The 17,667-nt window shown below is 71.4% G+C and carries 22 protein-coding genes; 19 read left to right on the plus strand and 3 right to left on the minus strand.

The annotated features are described in order from the left end of the window. Positions 1–115: 115 nt before the first annotated feature. The 3 genes from ACGFIS_RS02800 (at position 116) to ACGFIS_RS02810 (ending at position 3,520) form a co-directional block, all read left to right on the plus strand. A complete protein-coding gene (locus tag ACGFIS_RS02800) occupies positions 116–694 on the plus strand; it encodes a TIGR03086 family metal-binding protein (RefSeq protein WP_392969168.1) in 579 nt (192 codons plus the stop codon). A gap of 61 nt (positions 695–755) precedes the next feature. Continuing rightward, positions 756–1,226 (plus strand): ribosomal protein L7/L12, encoded by a 471-nt coding sequence (locus ACGFIS_RS02805; protein WP_392910299.1) that lies wholly within the window; start codon positions 756–758, stop codon positions 1,224–1,226. A 140-nt stretch (positions 1,227–1,366) separates the two neighbouring features. Continuing rightward, entirely contained in the window at positions 1,367–3,520 is a 2,154-nt protein-coding gene (locus tag ACGFIS_RS02810) for an acyl-CoA dehydrogenase (RefSeq protein WP_392969170.1), read from the plus strand. A 127-nt stretch (positions 3,521–3,647) separates the two neighbouring features. Here ACGFIS_RS02810 and ACGFIS_RS02815 read toward each other — a convergent pair whose 3' ends face one another. The 3 genes from ACGFIS_RS02815 to ACGFIS_RS02825 form a co-directional block, all read right to left on the minus strand. After that, positions 3,648–4,661, minus strand: coding sequence for an aldo/keto reductase (locus ACGFIS_RS02815; protein WP_392969173.1), 1,014 nt, complete (start codon positions 4,659–4,661; stop codon positions 3,648–3,650). A gap of 89 nt (positions 4,662–4,750) precedes the next feature. Continuing rightward, positions 4,751–5,539, minus strand: a complete 789-nt coding sequence (gene hypB / locus ACGFIS_RS02820) for a hydrogenase nickel incorporation protein HypB (protein WP_392969176.1) — start codon at positions 5,537–5,539, stop codon at positions 4,751–4,753. Next, positions 5,532–5,876: a hydrogenase maturation nickel metallochaperone HypA gene (locus ACGFIS_RS02825; protein WP_392910290.1), complete on the minus strand. Its 345-nt coding sequence runs from the start codon at positions 5,874–5,876 to the stop codon at positions 5,532–5,534. Before ACGFIS_RS02825 ends, hypB begins: the two co-directional genes overlap by 8 nt. Positions 5,877–6,050: 174 nt before the next feature. On the opposite strand from ACGFIS_RS02825, the gene ACGFIS_RS02830 reads away from it, so the two are divergent. The 16 genes from ACGFIS_RS02830 to hypE all read left to right on the plus strand — a co-directional run bounded on the left by ACGFIS_RS02830 (position 6,051) and on the right by hypE (position 17,643). Next, complete coding sequence (locus ACGFIS_RS02830; protein WP_392910288.1) at positions 6,051–7,100, plus strand: hydrogenase expression protein HypE; 1,050 nt, start codon at positions 6,051–6,053, stop codon at positions 7,098–7,100. Positions 7,101–7,164: 64 nt separating this feature from the next. Further along, positions 7,165–8,967: a nickel-dependent hydrogenase large subunit gene (locus tag ACGFIS_RS02835; RefSeq protein ID WP_392910286.1), complete on the plus strand. Its 1,803-nt coding sequence runs from the start codon at positions 7,165–7,167 to the stop codon at positions 8,965–8,967. Next, positions 8,967–9,455 (plus strand): hypothetical protein, encoded by a 489-nt coding sequence (locus tag ACGFIS_RS02840; RefSeq protein ID WP_392910284.1) that lies wholly within the window; start codon positions 8,967–8,969, stop codon positions 9,453–9,455. The genes ACGFIS_RS02835 and ACGFIS_RS02840 overlap by 1 nt, the downstream gene beginning before the upstream one ends. Further along, complete coding sequence (locus ACGFIS_RS02845) at positions 9,452–10,192, plus strand: DUF5947 family protein (protein WP_392969179.1); 741 nt, start codon at positions 9,452–9,454, stop codon at positions 10,190–10,192. The genes ACGFIS_RS02840 and ACGFIS_RS02845 overlap by 4 nt, the downstream gene beginning before the upstream one ends. After that, positions 10,189–10,392, plus strand: coding sequence for a hypothetical protein (locus ACGFIS_RS02850; RefSeq protein ID WP_392910280.1), 204 nt, complete (start codon positions 10,189–10,191; stop codon positions 10,390–10,392). The genes ACGFIS_RS02845 and ACGFIS_RS02850 overlap by 4 nt, the downstream gene beginning before the upstream one ends. Then, positions 10,389–11,078: a DUF6084 family protein gene (locus ACGFIS_RS02855; protein ID WP_392969182.1), complete on the plus strand. Its 690-nt coding sequence runs from the start codon at positions 10,389–10,391 to the stop codon at positions 11,076–11,078. The genes ACGFIS_RS02850 and ACGFIS_RS02855 overlap by 4 nt, the downstream gene beginning before the upstream one ends. Beyond that, the gene (locus ACGFIS_RS02860; RefSeq protein WP_392969185.1) at positions 11,075–12,097 is read left to right on the plus strand and encodes a hypothetical protein; all 1,023 of its coding nucleotides are present in this window, start codon (positions 11,075–11,077) and stop codon (positions 12,095–12,097) included. The genes ACGFIS_RS02855 and ACGFIS_RS02860 overlap by 4 nt, the downstream gene beginning before the upstream one ends. Next, positions 12,094–12,855, plus strand: a complete 762-nt coding sequence (locus tag ACGFIS_RS02865; protein WP_392910274.1) for a hydrogenase maturation protease — start codon at positions 12,094–12,096, stop codon at positions 12,853–12,855. Before ACGFIS_RS02860 ends, ACGFIS_RS02865 begins: the two co-directional genes overlap by 4 nt. Before the next feature lie 23 nt (positions 12,856–12,878). Then, the gene (locus tag ACGFIS_RS02870; protein WP_392910272.1) at positions 12,879–13,010 is read left to right on the plus strand and encodes a hypothetical protein; all 132 of its coding nucleotides are present in this window, start codon (positions 12,879–12,881) and stop codon (positions 13,008–13,010) included. A gap of 10 nt (positions 13,011–13,020) precedes the next feature. After that, positions 13,021–13,545: a DUF892 family protein gene (locus ACGFIS_RS02875; RefSeq protein ID WP_392910270.1), complete on the plus strand. Its 525-nt coding sequence runs from the start codon at positions 13,021–13,023 to the stop codon at positions 13,543–13,545. Beyond that, entirely contained in the window at positions 13,542–14,138 is a 597-nt protein-coding gene (locus ACGFIS_RS02880; RefSeq protein ID WP_392910268.1) for an SIS domain-containing protein, read from the plus strand. Before ACGFIS_RS02875 ends, ACGFIS_RS02880 begins: the two co-directional genes overlap by 4 nt. Next, the gene (locus ACGFIS_RS02885; protein ID WP_392910266.1) at positions 14,135–14,356 is read left to right on the plus strand and encodes a HypC/HybG/HupF family hydrogenase formation chaperone; all 222 of its coding nucleotides are present in this window, start codon (positions 14,135–14,137) and stop codon (positions 14,354–14,356) included. Before ACGFIS_RS02880 ends, ACGFIS_RS02885 begins: the two co-directional genes overlap by 4 nt. After that, the gene (locus tag ACGFIS_RS02890; RefSeq protein ID WP_392910264.1) at positions 14,353–15,081 is read left to right on the plus strand and encodes an SIS domain-containing protein; all 729 of its coding nucleotides are present in this window, start codon (positions 14,353–14,355) and stop codon (positions 15,079–15,081) included. Before ACGFIS_RS02885 ends, ACGFIS_RS02890 begins: the two co-directional genes overlap by 4 nt. Beyond that, positions 15,081–15,350, plus strand: a complete 270-nt coding sequence (locus tag ACGFIS_RS02895; RefSeq protein WP_392910262.1) for a HypC/HybG/HupF family hydrogenase formation chaperone — start codon at positions 15,081–15,083, stop codon at positions 15,348–15,350. Before ACGFIS_RS02890 ends, ACGFIS_RS02895 begins: the two co-directional genes overlap by 1 nt. Further along, on the plus strand, positions 15,350–16,582 hold the full coding sequence (gene hypD / locus ACGFIS_RS02900; protein WP_392969189.1) for a hydrogenase formation protein HypD: 1,233 nt from the start codon (positions 15,350–15,352) through the stop codon (positions 16,580–16,582). Before ACGFIS_RS02895 ends, hypD begins: the two co-directional genes overlap by 1 nt. Beyond that, the gene (gene hypE, locus ACGFIS_RS02905) at positions 16,579–17,643 is read left to right on the plus strand and encodes a hydrogenase expression/formation protein HypE (protein WP_392969192.1); all 1,065 of its coding nucleotides are present in this window, start codon (positions 16,579–16,581) and stop codon (positions 17,641–17,643) included. The genes hypD and hypE overlap by 4 nt, the downstream gene beginning before the upstream one ends. Positions 17,644–17,667 lie beyond the last annotated feature (24 nt).

The raw sequence follows: 17,667 nt of genomic DNA on the forward strand, positions 1-17,667 counted from the left end.
GTGGGCGTCGCCCGGTCGGGTGGGAGATTTTCGCGCAATGTGTGACGCCCGATGACTTTCTGCCGTGCGGATGGTCCACAGGAGAGTGAGGCACACCGCCACGATTGGAACGCCGATGCACGAGCGGACGGGCACGCCGCGCCGGGCCCCGCGGGGCCGCGGGCTGATGGAGCGGGCGATCGGCTTCGCGCTGACGTCCGTCCAGGCGGTCACGCCGCAGATGCTGCCGCGCCGGACGCCGTGCGCGTCGTGGGACCTCGAGATGCTCCTGCTGCACCTGCGGGACTCGCTGACGGCGCTGAGCGAGGGCGCCTCCCTGGGGCGGGTCGGCATCGAACCGGCGTCGCTCGCCCGGGAGGACGATCCGGTGTCGGCCGTGCGGGTGAGCGCGGTCAGGTTGCTGAGGGCGTCCGGGGCGCTGGGGCGGGTCGAGATCGGTGACCGTTCGCTGGCCGGGGACCTGATGGCCGCCGCAGGGGCGATCGAGGTGGCCGTCCACGGCTGGGACATCGCGCAGGTGTCGGGGGAGCGGCGCCCCGTCCCGCCGGGGCTGGCGGACGACCTGCTGAAACTCTGCCCGCTGGTCGTGCCCGAGCCGCGCCGCCCGCTGTTCGACGAGCCGGTCGAGCCGGGTCCGGACGCCGACGCGGGCGAGCGGCTGATCGCCTATCTGGGGCGCAGGCCGTTGGGGTGAGGGTGCGGCGGCCCGTGAATGCGGGAAGAATCGGGCGCCTGCCGCTCTGAGGAGAGATCTGGTGAAATCTTCTGTTCCCCATGTGCATCCGGAGGCCCGCGAGAGGGTCATCGAGCTGGTCAGGCGGGGGAAGTACATTCCGGCCATCAAGTTCGTCCGGGAGGCCACGGGGGCCGGGCTGAAAGAGGCGAAGGAGTATGTGGACGGCCTGCGTGCCGAGGCGTTCGACAGGATGGTGCCGCCCGAGATCCAGGCCCGGGCGCGTGCGCTGATCATCGGAGGCAGGAAGAAGGACGCGGCGAAACTGGTCCGCAAGTACATCGGCCTTGATGCGCGGGCCGCGAAGGACTACGTCCGCGCCCTTCAGATGGGGCACCCGTCCACGCCGCCGGCCGCGCCGCACGGCGTGCTCTCGGACCGGGTGCGGGCGTTCAAGCACGCCGGAGACTACGAGTCGGCGGTCGCCCTGGTCTGCGCCGAGACGGGCATGGGACGCGACGAGGCGCAGCGCTTCGTCGACGCGCTGCGATAGCGGACGGTCACCGAGGATACCCATCGGCCCCGCGTGCGACTAGAATTCCGTTCGGTTCAGAGTGACCAGGTAAGACATTCGACTGTCCTGCCGCAGTGCCGGGCCGGGCGGGTGCCGAAGCGAAGGACCTTGGAGGGGCCATGGCGATCGCCATCAGCGAGGAACATCGTGAGCTGGCGCGGACGACCCGGACGTTCCTGCGCGACCACGGTGCGCGCGCCGCGAACCGGGCGCTGCTGGAGGCGGACAAGGAGACGCTGCCGGGCTTCTGGACGGAGTTCGCCGGCTTCGGGCTGCTCGGCCTGCACCTCCCCGAGGAGCACGGCGGCGGCGGTGCCGGGCTCCAGGAGCTGGTCGTGGTCGCCGAGGAACTCGGCCGCGCGGCCGCGCCCGGACCCTTCCTGCCGACGATGACGGCGTCCGCCGCGATCGCCGCGTCCGGGGGCGGCGAGCTGCGCGCCCGGCTGCTGCCCGGCCTGGCCTCCGGCGCGACACCCGCGGCTCTCGGCGTGGACGGCTCCGTGACGGTGCGGGACGGCGCCGCCTCCGGTGACGCCGGGGTGGTGCTCGGCGGCGGCCTCGCGGAACTGCTCGTCCTCGCCGCCGGCGACGACCTGGTCGTCGTGCGGGCGGACGCGGCGGGCGTCACCGTCGAGGTGCCCGGCAACCTCGACCCGTCCCGCCGCTCGGCCCGCGTCCGGCTCGACGGCGTGCCCGCCGAAGCCGTCCTCGCCGGCGCCAGGGCGCACGCCACCGCGATCGCCCGCACCCTCGCGTCCGCCGAGGCGGTCGGCGGTGCGCTCGAATGCGTGGAGACCTCGACCGAGTACGCCAAGGTGCGGCAGCAGTTCGGACGTCCGATCGCGACGTTCCAGGCCGTCAAGCACCACTGCGCGAACATGCTCGTCGCCGCCGAGATGGGCACGGCCGCGGTGTGGGACGCGGCGCGGGCGGCGTCCGGTCCGTCCGACCAGTTCGAGCTGGCCGCGGCCGTCGCGGCGGCGCTCGCGATCCCCGCGTTCACCGGCAACGCCGGCCTGAACATCCAGGTGCACGGCGGGATCGGCTTCACCTGGGAGCACGACGCGCACCTGCTGCTGCGCCGCGCCGCCACGCTGGAGGCGCTGTTCGACCCGCACGCCGCGGAGCGGGACGTGACGCGGCTGCGGACCGCGGGCGTCGTCCGGGAGGCGACCCTGGACCTGCCGCCCGAGGCCGAGGCGCAGCGCGGCCGGATCCGCGAACTGGCCCGCGAGATCGCCGCGCTGCCGGCCGGCGAGCAGCGGCACAAGCTCATCGAGACCGGGTACGTCCAGCCGCACTGGCCGCGCCCGTGGGGCGTGGAGGCGAGCGCCGGGCTGCAGCTCGTCATCGAGGACGAGTTCCGCGCCGCCGGCGTCAAACGCCCCCAGTACGGGATCACCGGCTGGGTGATCCTCACCCTGATCCAGCACGGCACGCAGGACCAGATCGACCGCTGGGTGCGTCCCGCGCTCACCGGCGACGAGATCTGGTGCCAGCTGTTCAGCGAGCCGGAGGCCGGGTCGGACGCGGCCGCCGTGAAGACCCGGGCCGTGAAGGTGGACGGCGGCTGGCTCGTCAACGGGCAGAAGGTCTGGACGAGCGGCGCGCACTACTGCCGCTGGGGTTTCGCGACCGTCCGCACCGACCCGGACGCCGCCAAGCACGCCGGCGTCACCATGGTCGTCGTCGACATGAGGCACCCCGGCGTCGAGGTCAGGCCGCTGCGCCAGACCACCGGCGACTCCGACTTCAACGAGGTCTTCTTCTCCGACGTCTTCGTCCCCGACGCCGACGTCGTCGGCACCCCGAACCAGGGCTGGTCGGTGGCCCGCGCGACGCTCGGCAACGAGCGGGTCAGCATCGGCGGAGGCGTCGGCGGCCCGCCCCGGCCCGACGTCTTCAAGCTCTGCACCGAGCGCGGCGACCGCGTCCCCGCCGCCGCCGAACGCGTCGGCGCCTACGCGGCGGAGGAGCAGGCCCTCCGCCTGCTGAACCTCCGGTCCGCCGAACGGGCCGTCGTCGGCGGCGAGCCCGGCCCCGAGGGCAACATCACCAAGCTCGTCCTCGCCGAGCACGGCCACGCCACGGCCGACCTCCTCGCCGAGTTCGCGGGCCCGGACACGGCGTTCACCGACGGCCTCGGCCAGTTCGCCGGGCTGATGCGGCTCGGCTCCCGCGGCATGTCCATCGCCGGAGGGACGTCCGAGATCACCCGCAACCAGATCGGTGAGCGCATCCTCGGCCTGCCCCGCGACCCGCTCATCCGGTGATCCACCGGGTCGGCGCGCTCCGCTGAACTGCGGCGTGCCGCCCTTGTCGCAGCGTGTACAAGGGCGGCCCGCCGCAGATCAACGAATCGGTCAGGCGACAACACGCCGCCGGCCGGCGTGAGGGCGGTCAGCGGCGGCGGTTCCGCGGCTTCAGTGACGGGTTGCCGGACATGTGGTCGATGCCCGGCATGTCCGTACCCGGCGGGACGACCTCGTCGATGGCGTCGAGGACGCCGCCGTCAAGGCGGACGTCGGCGCCGGCGAGCAGGTCGTCAAGCTGCTCCATCGTCTTCGGCCCGATGATGGTCGAGGTGATGGCCGGGTGCTCGGTGACGAACCCGAGCGCCAGATGGGTCATCGAGAGGCCCGCGTCGCCGGCGATCCTCTCCAGGCGCTCGGCGGCGTCGAAGCGGGCGGGCGCGTCCGGGTTCTGGTCGAGCCCGCCGCGGCGGCTGAAACGGGAGCCGTCGGGGGCCTGCTCGCCGCGCCGGTACTTGCCGGTCAGCCAGCCCCCGGCCAGCGGGCTCCACGGAATGACGCCCATGCCGTGCCGCCGGGCGGCGGGCAGCATGTCCGTCTCGATCGAACGCGCGAAGATCGAGTACTGGGGCTGCTCGCACACGAACCGCGCGGTGTTGCGCCGGTCGGCGGCCCACTGCGCCTCGACGATCCAGTCCGCCGGGAACGACGACGACCCGAGGTAGAGGACCTTGCCCTGGCGGACGAGGTCGTCCAGCGCCCCGAGCGTCTCGTCCAGATCGGTTGCCCAGTCGTGCCGGTGCATCTGGTACAGGTCGATGTGGTCGGTCCCCAGCCGGCGGAGGCTGTCCTCCACCGCCCGGACGATCCAGCGCCGCGACCCGCCGCGCCGGTTGCGGTCCTCGCCCATCGGGTTGAAGAACTTGGTGGCGAGGACGATGTCGTCCCGCCGCCCCTTGATGGCGCGGCCCACGATCTCTTCGCTCTTGCCGTTCGAGTAGATGTCGGCGGTGTCGATGAAGTTGACGCCCGCGTCCAGGGCCCGGTGGACGATGCGCTCGCACTCGTCGTAGTCGGCGTTGCCGATCGTCCCGAACATCATGGCGCCGAGACACTGCGTGCTGACTCGAACGCCCGTCCGGCCGAGTCTCCGGTACTCCATGAAGATGTGCTCCCTTGGTAGTTCCTCTCGACGTTAGAACCTGGAGCACGCTCAAGGTCAAGGGGCGCTCATCGCCTCGCCGTGCGAAGTCAGGTGTCGGCGAGCCAGTCGTACCAGGTGTCGAGGCCGTCGCCGCGGGTGGCGGAGACGGGGAGCAGGCGCAGGCCGGGGCGGACGCGGCGGGCTGCGTCCCGGCAGGCGTCGACGTCGAAGTCCACGTACGGCAGCAGGTCGATCTTGTTGAGGAGCAGGACGTCCGCGCCGCGGAACATGTGCGGGTACTTCAGCGGCTTGTCGGCGCCCTCGGTGACCGACATCAGCACGACCCGGGCGCGCTCGCCGAGGTCGAACAGCGCGGGGCAGACGAGGTTGCCGACGTTCTCGATGAACACCGTCGAGCCGTCCGGCGGCTCCAGCGCGGACAGGGCGCCGGCCACCATCGCGGCGTCGAGATGGCAGCCGGAACCGGTGTTGACCTGGACGGTGCGTGCTCCCGCGGCGGCGAGGCGGCGCGCGTCCAGCAGCGTCTCCTGATCGCCTTCGATCACCGAGACCGGGCGGGACGTGCCCAGGTCGGCGACCGTCCGCTCCAGCAGGGTCGTCTTGCCGGAGCCGGGTGAGCTCATCATGTTGAGCGCGAGGACGCCGCGTTCGGCGAGCCACGCCCGGTTCCGCCCGGCCAGGTCGTCGTTGTGCGCCAGGACCCTCTGGCCCAGCGGCACGACGTGGGCGTGAGCGGGGCCGTGGTCGTGGTCGCGGCCGTGGTCGTGTGCGGGGGCGCGGTCATGCGCGGGATCGTGGCCCAGGTCGTGGTCCGGTGCCGTCAGGGTCGTCAGGCGCGGGGCGCCGGCCGCGTCGCATCCGCAGGTCTCACACATCGTCGGTGACCTCCACCGCCTTGATCGTCAGTTCGGCGCCGCCGCTGATCGTCACGTCGGCGCTGCCGCACGGGCACACGGCGAGGGCGTGGTGTGCGGGGAAGGACGTCCCGCAGCTCGCGCAGCTCCCCGTCCCGTCGGGTTCGGTGATGTCGAGCCGCGCGCCCTCCACGCAGGTGCCCTCGCCCGCGAGTTCGAAGCAGAATCGCACGGCGTCCGGCATGACACCGGAAAGTCTCCCTATTTCGAGATGGACGACCGCCACCCGCGAATCGGGCAATTGCGTAGAAATCGCAGCTATGACGCTCTCCGTCACCGCCAATTCGTGCACGCTCATCCCCTGTCGGTCTCGGTTGCGCACGCGCGTTTCTGGTGCCCCGATCTTCCCTGGTCGAACGCTGTGTTTACCGAGTCGATGCACTTGTTTGGGGGGCTTTTCGGCCGGTGTTTCGGGCCGTTCCCGCAGGGCAGGCCGAATTGGTAATGATCTCTACCGGTCGGGGAGGAAGCGATGGTGAGCGTCGCACCGGCGCAGCCGCAGACTGAGGAGATCCACATTCTGTGGACGTCCGAGGGGATGAGCTGCGACGGGGACACGATCTCGGTGACCGCGGCCTCGCTGCCGAGCATCGAGGACGTGGTCCTCGGAGCGATACCGGGCCTGCCGAAGGTCCACCTGCACAACAAGGTGCTCGCCTACGAGAACGGCGCCGAGTTCATGGAGGCCTTCCACCAGGCCGCGCGGGGCGAGCTGGAGCCGTTCATCTTCGTCGTCGAGGGGTCGATCCCGAACGAGAACATCAACGGGGACGGCTACTGGACGTCGATGGGCAACGACCCCGAGACCGGTGAGCCGATCACCCTGAACACCTGGATCGACCGGCTCGCGCCGAAGGCGTGGGCGGTGGTGGCCGCGGGGACGTGCGCGACCTACGGCGGCATCCACGCGATGGCCGGCAACCCGACCGGGTGCATGGGCCTCGCCGACTACCTCGGCTGGGACTTCCGCTCCGCGGGCGGCCTGCCGATCGTGAACGTGCCGGGCTGCCCCGTCCAGCCGGACAACTTCATGGAGACGCTGCTGTGGGTGCTGCACCAGGCGGCCGGGCTGGCGCCGGTGATCCCGCTGGACGAGCAGCTCCGTCCGACGTGGCTGTTCGGCAAGACCGTCCACGAGGGCTGCGACCGGGCCGCCTACTACGAGCAGGCCGACTTCGCGCGCGACTACAACTCGCCGAAGTGCCAGGTGAAGGTGGGCTGCTGGGGCCCGGTGGTGAACTGCAACGTCACCAAGCGCGGCTGGATGGACGGCGTCGGCGGCTGCCCGAACGTCGGCGGCATCTGCATCGGCTGCACCATGCCCGGCTTCCCGGACAAGTTCATGCCGTTCATGGACGAGCCGCCCGGCGCGAGCCTGTCCTCGACGCTGCTGCGGACGTACGGGCCGTTCATCCGGACGATGCGGTCGATCACCAACAGGGGAGCGAACAAGGAACCCAAGTGGCGCCACAACCGCGAACGGCTGACCAGCGGCTACCAGCCCCGCTGGCCGCACCACTGAGGCCGGACGAGCCCGCTACCGAAAGGCCGCGTGAATGAAGCAGGGCACTCAGGCAAGAAGCGACATGTCCCCCGGCCAGGGGGGTCTCGTCGAGGTCGCGTTCGACCCGATCACCCGGATCGTCGGCAACCTCGGCATCTACACCAAGATTGACTTCGCCAACCGGGAGGTGGCCGAGTGCAAGAGCACCTCGTCCATCTTCCGCGGCTACAGCGTGTTCATGAAGGGCAAGGACCCGCGCGACGCGCACTTCATCACCAGCCGCATCTGCGGCATCTGCGGTGACAACCATGCGACCTGCTCCGTCTACGCACAGAACATGGCGTACGGGGTCAAGCCGCCGCCGCTCGCCGACTGGATCATCAACCTCGGCGAGGCCGCCGAGTTCATGTTCGACCACACGATCTTCCAGGACAACCTGGTCTTCGTCGACTTCTGCGAGCGGATGGTCGCCGAGACGAACCCGGGCCTTCTGGCGACGGCCAAGAACACCGAGGCGCCGCGCGGTTCCGTCCACGGCTTCCGCACGATCGCCGATCTGATGGCCGCGTTCAACCCGTTCGAGGGGTCGGTCTACAAGGAGGCCCTGCAGCTCAGCCGCATCACCCGCGAGATGATCTGCCTGATGGAGGGCCGGCACGTCCACCCGTCCACGCTGTATCCGGGCGGTGTCGGCACGGTCGCGACACCGCAGGTGTTCACCGACTATCTCGTCCGGCTGACCCGCTGCCTCGACTTCATCAAGCGGGCCGTCGCGATGAACGACGACATCTTCGACTTCTTCCTCGACGCGATGCCCGGCTACGACCAGGTGGGACGGCGGCGGACGCTGCTCGGCTGCTGGGGCGCGTTCCAGAACCCGGACGTCGTCGACTACGACTACCGGCACATGTCCGAGTGGGGACGGGCCGCGTTCGTCACGCCGGGAATCGTCGTGGACGGGCGGCTCGTCACGACCGACCTGGTCGACATCAACCTCGGCATGCGGATCATGCTGGGCAGCTCGTACTACGACGACTGGACGAACGAGGAGACGTTCGTCAAGGAGGACCCGCTCGGCAACCCCATCGACAAGCGGCACCCGTGGAACCAGACGACGCTGCCGCACCCGCAGAAACGCGACCTCGACGGCGGGAAGTACAGCTGGGTCGTCAGCCCGCGCTGGCTGGACCCGTCGTCCGGCGACCACCTCGCCCTCGACACCGGCGGCGGGCCGCTCGCCCGGCTGTGGGCGACTTCGCTGGCCGGCGAGGTGGACACGCCGTACGTGCGCTCGACCGGGCACAGCGTCCAGATCGACCTGCCGAAGACGCCCGGCATGCCGGAGGTCAACCTGGAGTGGACGCCGCCGCAGTACGCCAACACCATCGAACGCGACCGGGCCCGCGCGTACTTCATCGCCTACTCGGCGGCGATGGCGCTGTACTTCGCCGAGAAGGCGCTGGACGAGGTCCGGGCCGGGCGGACGAAGGTGTTCTCCGACTTCGAGGTCCCGGACGAGGCCATCGGCGTCGGGTTCCACGAGGCCGTCCGGGGTGTGCTGTCGCACCACCTCGTCATCCGCGACGGCAAGATCGCGAACTACCAGCCGTACCCGCCGACGCCGTGGAACGCCAGCCCGCGCGACTCCAACGGCGTGCCCGGCCCGTACGAGGACGCCGTCCAGGGCACGCCGATCTTCGAGGAGAACGGCCCGGACGACTTCAAGGGCATCGACATCATGCGGACGGTCCGCAGCTTCGACCCGTGCCTGCCGTGCGGCGTCCACATGTACGTGGGCAACGGCCGGACGATCGAGCAGCGCCACTCGCCGATGTTCGGTGAGCAGTCGGCGTTCGCCGAGCGGCCGATGGACGGGCAGGACTGATGGTCTGGGACGACGAGCGCGTCCGCGAGCACGTCCGGCACCTTGAGGGGCTGCTCGGACGGCTCGACCCCGCCGCGGCCCCGGCCGTCCAGGCCCTGGTGGACCTGTACGGGGAGGCCCTCGACCGGGTCGTGCGGCTCGCCGCGGACGCGGCGCCCGCGCTGATCGGGGACGAGCTGATATCCCACCTGCTGCTCATGCACGGCCTGCATCCGGAAACCCCGGAAACGCGGGTGCGGCGGGCACTCGGCGGGCTTGAGGGGTTCCTGGCCAAGCACCGCACGTCCGTGGAGCTGGCGGGGATCGAGGGCCCGGCCGTCCGGCTGAGCGTCGCGACGGAGGGCCGCGCCGCCGCGCCCCGCCCGGTGATGGACGCGGTCGAACGGGCGGTGCGGGCCGCGGCGCCGGAGCTGGAGCGCGTCGACGTCGAGGAGCCGGCGCCGGAACCGGTGCTCATCCCGCTGGACCAGCTGCGGAGCCGCGTATGACATCCGGGCTGTGCACCCCGCGGCTGGCGGCGCTGGCCGGGTCGCCCTCCTCGCCTTCACCGGCGCACGCCGAGACCGCCGGGACCGCCGGGACCGCCGATGCCACCGGGACCGCCGGGCCGGCCGCGCCCGCGGAGAAATGCGAGCTGTGCGCCGAGCCTCTGCACGACGCCCACCGGCACCTTCTCGACCTGGAGAAGGACGAGCTGCTGTGCGCGTGCGGAGCGTGCGCCATCCTGTTCGACGACCAGTCGGCGGGCGGGCGGCACTACCGGCTCATCCCGGCCGGACGGCGCGAACTGACAGGCTTCCACCTGGACGGGCCCCTGTGGGCGGCCCTCGGCGTTCCGGTCGACCTGGCGTTCTTCTCCGTGACCGCGCTGGGAGAGGTGTCGGCCCGCTATCCGAGCCTGGCCGGCGCGCTGCACGCCACCGTCCATCCCGACAGCTGGCGGCGCCTGGTGGAGGCCAACCCCGTCCTGGAGGACCTGCGCGCGGACGTGGAGGCCCTCGTCGTCCACCGCGCCCATCCACACCGCGCCCATCAACACCGCGCCCATCCACACCGCGCCAACCGTCACCGGGCTCAGCGGGCCGCCGAGCACTGGATCCTCCCGATCGACGACTGCTACCGGCTGACGGCCCTGCTGCGGGAGCACTGGACCGGTTTCGGCGGCGGCGACGCCGTCTGGGACCACATCAGCGGCTTCTTCGAAGAGATGAGGGGAGAACGATGATCAAGGTCGGCAGACCCGACGTCCGGCCCGACAAGCCGTCGCACGTCAAGGGCGTCGCGGAGGGCAACAGCATCGGCAACTACGAGAAACAGGACGGGCACCTGCCGGACGGCACCTCGACCGCGCGCCGTTCCACCGGGATCAACGCGTCCGCCCGGGGACCGATCCTCGACTCGATGCCCAACCTGTCGCCGGCATGAGCGGGGCACCGGAACTGGGCCTCGACCTGCTCGGCATCGAACCGGAGACGTTCGCGGCGACGCCGACGCTGAACCTGCGGATCGGGCTGCGGCGGCTGGACGGCGGACCCGTCCAGTGCGTCCTGCTCACCACGACCGTCACGATCGCGGCCGCGCGCCGCGCCTACGACGACGTCGAGCGGGAGCGGCTCGCCGGCGTGTTCGGCGAGCCGGACATGTGGGACAGGTCGCTGCACGGGCTGACGTGGGGACGCGTCGGCGCGACCGTCCCGACGTTCCGCGGCGAGGCGGAGGTGACGCTCGCGCTCGCGTGCGGGCACGACATGCAGGTCGCGGCCGACCGCTACCTGCACGCGCTGCGCGGCGGCGACGTCCCGCTCGACCTCACCTTCAACGGCACCGTCTTCTACCCGGGCGAGGACGGGAGGCTGCGCACCGGGCAGATCCCGTGGCACCACGAGGCCACCGGGCGGCTTCCCGTCCAGGCGTGGCGGGACCTGATGGACCGCTACTACGGGTCCGCCCGCTGGCTCCGCCTGGACGACGACTGCTTCGGCCGCCTGGCCGCATACCGGGCACGGCGGGCCCACTCCTCCTTCGACGACACGGTCGACGAACTTCTCCGCAGGGCCGAGGCGCTGCGTGCGGACGAGGAACTGCGAGAGGAGAGGGAGTGGACTGCGTGAGGGCGGTCGCGGACGTCGTCCTTTACGAGGGCTACCTGCTGTGGCCCTACCGGCGGTCCGCGCTGAAGAACCAGCAGAGGTGGACGATCGGCGGCGTCTATCCGCGCCCGTACGCCGAACGGACCGGCGACCATTCGACGGTCCGCGCCGAGTTCCTCCTGGAAACCGGGTTCCTCACGGACACGGGGTTTCCCACGGACACCGGGTTCCCCACGGACACGGCGGGCTCCGGCCCGGACGTCGAGTTCACGCTGCGGTTCCTGCACGCGGTGCACCGCCAGGTCATGGACGGCGACGCCCCGGTGGACGAGATCCGCGACGGGGACGAGACGTTCACGACATGGCAGGAGGCCCGTGAACGCGAGATCACCAGCGGCCGGGTCTCCGTGGCGCGCCTGCTCCGCTCTCCCGTCCGGGTCCCGGTCGCGGTCGCGGCGGGCGCCGAGGACGAGGAGATCGGCGGCGCCGCCCGTTTCACGCGCCTGTGGCAGCGGGTGGACGGGACGATCGAGATCTCGGCCGCCGAGGCCGGGGACGGCGCCGTGCGGCTCAGGGTCGAGGTCGTCAACACCGGTTCCGCCGAAGACCGTGACGGCGCCGTCCACGCGGGGATGCTGTGCGCCCACGTGGTGGCGCGGGCGGGCGGCGGCGCGGCGTTCGTCTCGCTGACCGACCCGCCCGCGCGGATGGCCGAGGCCGCCGCCGCATGCGCGAGCGACGGGCTGTGGCCGGTGCTCGCGGGCCCGCCGGGAAGCCACGACACCGTCCTCGCCGCGCCGATCGTCCTCTACGACTGGCCGCAGGTCGCACCGGAGAGCCCGGGGGACATGTTCGACGGAACCGAGATCGACCGGCTGCTCATCCTCAGCGTGCTCAGCCTCAGCGACGACGAGCGGCGGGAGATGGCGGCCACCGACCCGAGGGCGGCGCAGATCCTGGAACGCTGCGGCGCCCTCTCGTCCGACGAACTGCTCACGCTGCACGGCACCATGCGCGACCCGCGGAAGGACGTCTGGTGACGGGGGACGCCAGAGCCGTCGTGGACGGGACGGAGATGTCGCAGGGCAGCCGGGTCCGGCTCCGCCCGCGCGGCGGCGCGGACATCTTCGACCTCGCCCTCGTCGGCCGCACCGCCACCGTCGAGCGCGTCGAGGAGGACATGGAGGGCGGCCTGCACCTGGTCGTCGCGGTCGACGACGACCCCGGCCGGGACCTCGGCGCCAGGGGCCAGCTCGGGCACCGCTTCTTCGTCGGCCTGGACGAGGTCGAACCGCTGCCGGTGGACGGGCCGTCCCGCACGGTGCTCGTCGCGGGCATCGGCAACGTGTTCCACGGCGACGACGGCTTCGGCGTCGAGGCCGTCCGGCGGCTGAAGACCCGGCCCGTACCGCCCGGCGTGGACGTCACCGACTTCGGCATCCGCGGCATCGACCTCATGTACGCGCTCGGCGACGGCTACGAGACCGTCGTCCTGGTCGACGCGTCGGCGCGCGGCCACGCGCCCGGCACCGTCTCGCTCATCGAGCCGGACACCCGCGACCCGGACGGCTTCGACTTCGGCGCCACGGTCGACGCGCACGGGCTCGACCCCGCGAAGGTGCTGCGCCTCGCCGGCGACAACGGATGGGTGCCCGCCCGGATCCTGCTCGTCGCGTGCGAGCCGTCGTCGCAGACGACGGACGCCACATGGGAGATGGAGCTCAGCCCCCCGGTCGCCGCGGCCGTGGACGAGGCCGTCCGGCTGATCGAGGGACTGCTGGCGAAGGAACTCGCATAGAGACCCGCAAAGGAGGGAGAGAAATGCGGAAGGGAATCCATATCGGCCCGGGAGTGGTCCGCACGATGGTCGCGCTGCTCGCGGTGGGCCTGATCGTCATGCTCGTGAAGGAGACGCCGGGGATGCGCCGGTACATGAGGGCCAAAACGATGTGAACGGACGCCTATGACGACGATCGACAAGCAGTTGATCGGCTATCTGAAGGACGCGCACGCGCTCCAGGAACACGTGGAGGCGGCGTTGAGCGAACTGCTGACCACGGCGGCGGACGAACCCGACATGTGCCGGCCGCTCGGCCACTACGCCGAGCGGTCGCGCGCGCACACCAGGGAGATCGAGGCGCGGCTGAGGGCGCACCGCTCCGCGCCGTCCCTCGTCCGGGACGCCGGGATGCTGTTCGCGGCGGTGGTCGAGGCCGGGCTCGGCCGCAGCCGCCGCGACACCGCCGGCAAGCACATGCGGGACGCCTACGTCGCCGTCCACCTGCAGATCGCGGCGGGGGAGATGCTGCGGCGCGTCGCCGAACGCGCCGGCGACGAGGAGACCGCCGCGGTGGCGAGGGCCATGTGCGACGACGCCTACGAGATGTCGCGCGGACTGTCCGACCGCTGGGACCTCGCCGTCGACATGTCGCTCAGGCAGCACGGCGTCAAGTACGTCCCGCCGCCGCCCGGAGGTGACGACCGATGACCGTCACGGTCACGGAGGTCTTCCGCCGCCGCGCCGAACCCGGCGCGGCGCTCGCGGGCGACGCCGGCGCGATCGCCGCGGCGTGCCATGCGATGGCGGCGCGGTTCCACCGCGGCGGCCGGCTGTTCACGTTCGGCAACGGCGGCGCGGCCACAGACGCCCAGCACGTGGCGGTCGAGTTCGTCCACCCGGTGATCGTGGGGAAGCGGGCGCTGCCGGCGCTGTCGCTCACCGGCGACGTCGCGACTCTCACCGGCATCGGCCGGAGCAGCGGGTTCGACGACATCTTCGCGCACCAGCTCCGCTGCTTCGGCGGCGCCGACGACATGGCCTTCGGGATCTCGCCGGACGGCCGGTGCGGCAACGTCCTGCGCGGGCTGGAAAGCGCCCGGGACCTCGGGATGCTCACGGTCGCGCTCGCCGGAGGCGACGGGGGAGCGCTCGCCGGGACGGCCGACCACGTGGTGACGGTGCCGTCCGCCGATCCGCGCATCGTCAAGGAAGTGCACGTCACGGCGTACCACATGCTCTGGGAGCTGGTTCACGTGTTCCTGGAGCATCCGGACGTGCTCGCGCCGGAGGCGGTCTCTTGACCTCGCCGCCAGGAGGCCGGGACTGCGCCGGCGACCACTGCGTGACGTGCTCGGACGAGGCCGTCCCCGTCCGGGTCCTGCGAATCCGGGACGGCGGCCTCGCCGACGTCGACGCCGGGGACGGGCGCGTCGAAGAGGTCAGCGTGGCACTGGTGGACGCCGCGCCCGGTGACACCGTCCTCGTCCATGCCAAGGAAGCGATCGGGGTCGTGACATGACCGACATGCAGCAGCTCTACCCGTTCCTGTACGCGGGCGGTTCGGGGCTGGACACCCTCATGGACGACGTCCGCCGCTCGACCGCCGACAAGGCGAACGACATCGTCCGGCTGCGCGAGACCGTCCTGGAGGAGTACGGCGAGGACCTCGTGGCCTGCGCCGGCCGGATGGCGGACGCGTTCCGCGCCGGCGGGCGGCTGTTCACGTTCGGGAACGGCGGCAGCTCGACCGACGCGCAGGACGTCGCCGCCCTGTTCCTCAACCCGGGTGACTCCGGGACGCCGCTGCCCGCGCTCGCGCTCACGACCGATGTCGCCGTGGTCACCGCGCTGTCCAACGACATCGGGTTCGAGGTGGTGTTCGCCCGGCAGCTCGCCGCGTTCGGACGTCCGGGAGACATCGCGCTCGCGCTGTCCACCAGCGGGAACTCCGACAACCTGATCGCCGCGCTGCGGGAGGCGGGACGGCGCGGCATGGTCACGGTCGGCCTCGCCGGCTACACCGGCGGCCAGATGGCCGAGGAACCGGGGCTGCACCACCTGTTCGTCGTGCCGTCGTCCTCCGTCCACCGCATCCAGGAGGCGCAGACGACCATCTACCACGCCCTATGGGAACTGACGCAGCACGAGCTGACGCAGCACGAGCTGACGCAGCGCGAGCCGGCGCAGCACGAGCCGACACAACACGAGCCGACACAGCGCGAACCCACCGAGGAGGCCGTCTGATGTGCCTGGCGATACCGGGCGAAATCGTGGAGATCATGCCTGACCGTCCGCTGGCGAAGGTCGACGTCACCGGCGTCCGGCGGGCCGTCAACATCGGCCTGCTCGACGGGGAACGGCTCGCCGCCGGCGACTGGATCCTCATCCATGTCGGCTTCGCCATGTCCAAGATCGACGAGGCGGAGGCGAAGGCCACGCTGCGGATGCTCGAAGGCATCGGCGACGCCTACGACGACGAGATCGACGCACTGCGGGAATCGAGGATCGACTGATGCGCTTCGTCGACGAGTACCGGGACGCGGACAAGGCGCGGGCGCTCGCCGCCTCGATCACGTCCCTGTGCGAGCCCGGCCGGCACTACAAGTTCATGGAAGTGTGCGGCGGCCACACCCACACCATCTACAAGCACGGCCTTGAGGACTACCTGCCGGAGAACATCTCGCTCGTGCACGGCCCCGGCTGCCCGGTGTGCGTGATCCCGATGGGCCGGGTGGACGACGCCATCCACATCGCGTCCCAGCCGGACGTCATCATGACGTCGTTCGGCGACATGATGCGCATACCCGGCGGCGACGGCTCGTTCTTCGACGCGAAAGCCGCCGGCGCCGACATCCGGATGGTGTACTCGCCGCTGGACGCGCTGAAGATCGCCCTGGGGAACCCGTCGCGCCGCGTCGTCTTCATGGGGATCGGGTTCGAGACCACCGCCCCGTCCACCGCGATGACCGTGCTGCGCGCGGCGGCGCAGGGCGTCGAGAACTTCTCCGTCTTCAACAACCACGTGACGATCCTCCCGGCGATCAAGGCCATCCTCGACTCGCCGGACCTGCGGCTCGACGGATTCATCGGCCCCGGCCACGTCTCCACCGTCATCGGCTGCCGCCCGTACTCGTTCATCACCGGCGACCACGGCAAACCGCTGGTCGTCGCGGGATTCGAGCCGCTGGACATCCTCCAGTCGGTGCACATGCTGCTGACCCAGCTCGCCGAGGGCCGCTGCGAGGTCGAGAACCAGTACGGCCGCGTCGTCCCGTGGGACGGAAACGCCAAGGCGCTTCAGGTCATCGGCCAGACCATGGAGCTGCGCCCCTATTTCGAATGGCGCGGCCTCGGCTTCATCTCGCACTCCGCGCTCCGCATGAAGGACGAGTACGCGGCCTTCGACGCCGAACGCGTCTTCGACATCCCGGGCGGCCGTGTCGCCGACCCCAAGGCGTGCCAGTGCGGCGAGGTCCTGAAGGGCGTCCTGAAACCGTGGGAGTGCAAGGTCTTCGGGACTGCCTGCACACCGGAGACGCCCATCGGCACCTGCATGGTCTCGTCCGAAGGCGCATGCGCCGCCTACTACAACTTCGGCCGCTTCACCCGGGAGCGCGTCAAGGAGGCCACCCGCGTCGAGGAGGCGCCCCGCGTCAAGGACACGACCGGCGTCAAGGACACGACCGGCGTCAAGGACACGACCGGCGTCAAGGACACGACCCGCGTCAAGGAGGCGACATCGTGACGATCCGCGAAGAGCAGGTCCTCGAACGCATCGACCGCGCCCGCAATGCCAGGCCGCGCCTCCGCGAGGACGCCATCACGCTCGCGCACGGCTCCGGCGGCAAGGCGACCCACACCCTGATCGAGACCGTCTTCCGCGAGGCGTTCGGCAACCCGCTCCTCGACCGGCTGGACGACTCGGCGCACTTCGCCGTGAACGGCACCCGCCTCGCCTTCACCACCGATTCCTACGTCGTCTCGCCGCTGTTCTTCCCCGGCGGCGACATCGGCGACCTGGCCGTCAACGGAACCGTCAACGACCTCGCGGTCTCCGGCGCCACCCCGTTGCACCTCTCGGCCGGGTTCATCCTCGAAGAGGGCTTCCCGATCTCCGACCTGCGCCGCATCACCGAGTCGATGCGCCTCGCCGCCGAGGCCGCCGGCGTGGACATCGTCACCGGCGACACCAAGGTCGTCCAGCGCGGAAAGGCCGACGGCTGCTACATCAACACCGCCGGCGTGGGCCTGGCCCGTTCGGCGCCGGCGGACATCCGCCCCGGCGACGCCGTCCTCGTCACCGGCCCGATCGGCGAACACGGCGTCACGGTCATGCTGGCGCGCGGCGAACTCGACATCGAGGCCGACCTGACGTCCGACACCGCGCCGCTGAACTGCCTGCTCGCCGACGTCCGCGACGCCTGCCCCGGCGCCGTCCGCCGCATGCGCGACGCCACCCGCGGCGGCGTCGCGACCGTCCTCAACGAACTGGCGTCGGACTCCGGCACGGCCGTGGTGGTGGACGAGTCCAGCGTCCCGGTGCGTCCCGCCGTGCGGGGCGCCTGCGAACTCCTCGGCATCGACCCGATGTACGTGGCCTGCGAGGGCCGCGCCGTGGTCGTCGTCGCGCCCGAGGCGGAGGAGACCGCTCTGGCCGCCCTGCGGGGCCACCCTCTGGGCCGGGACGCCGCCGTGATCGGCCGCGTGCGCGAGGACCCGCCCGGCCTCGTCCTCCTGAAGACCGCCTTCGGCGGCACCCGCATAGCCGACCTTCTGGTGGGCGACCCGCTGCCCCGCATCTGCTGACCCGCTGCGGCCCGCCCGGTCGCG

The organism is Spirillospora sp. NPDC048824 (genome assembly GCF_043198455.1).
In the GTDB taxonomy this organism is placed as follows: Bacteria; Actinomycetota; Actinomycetes; order Streptosporangiales; family Streptosporangiaceae; genus Spirillospora.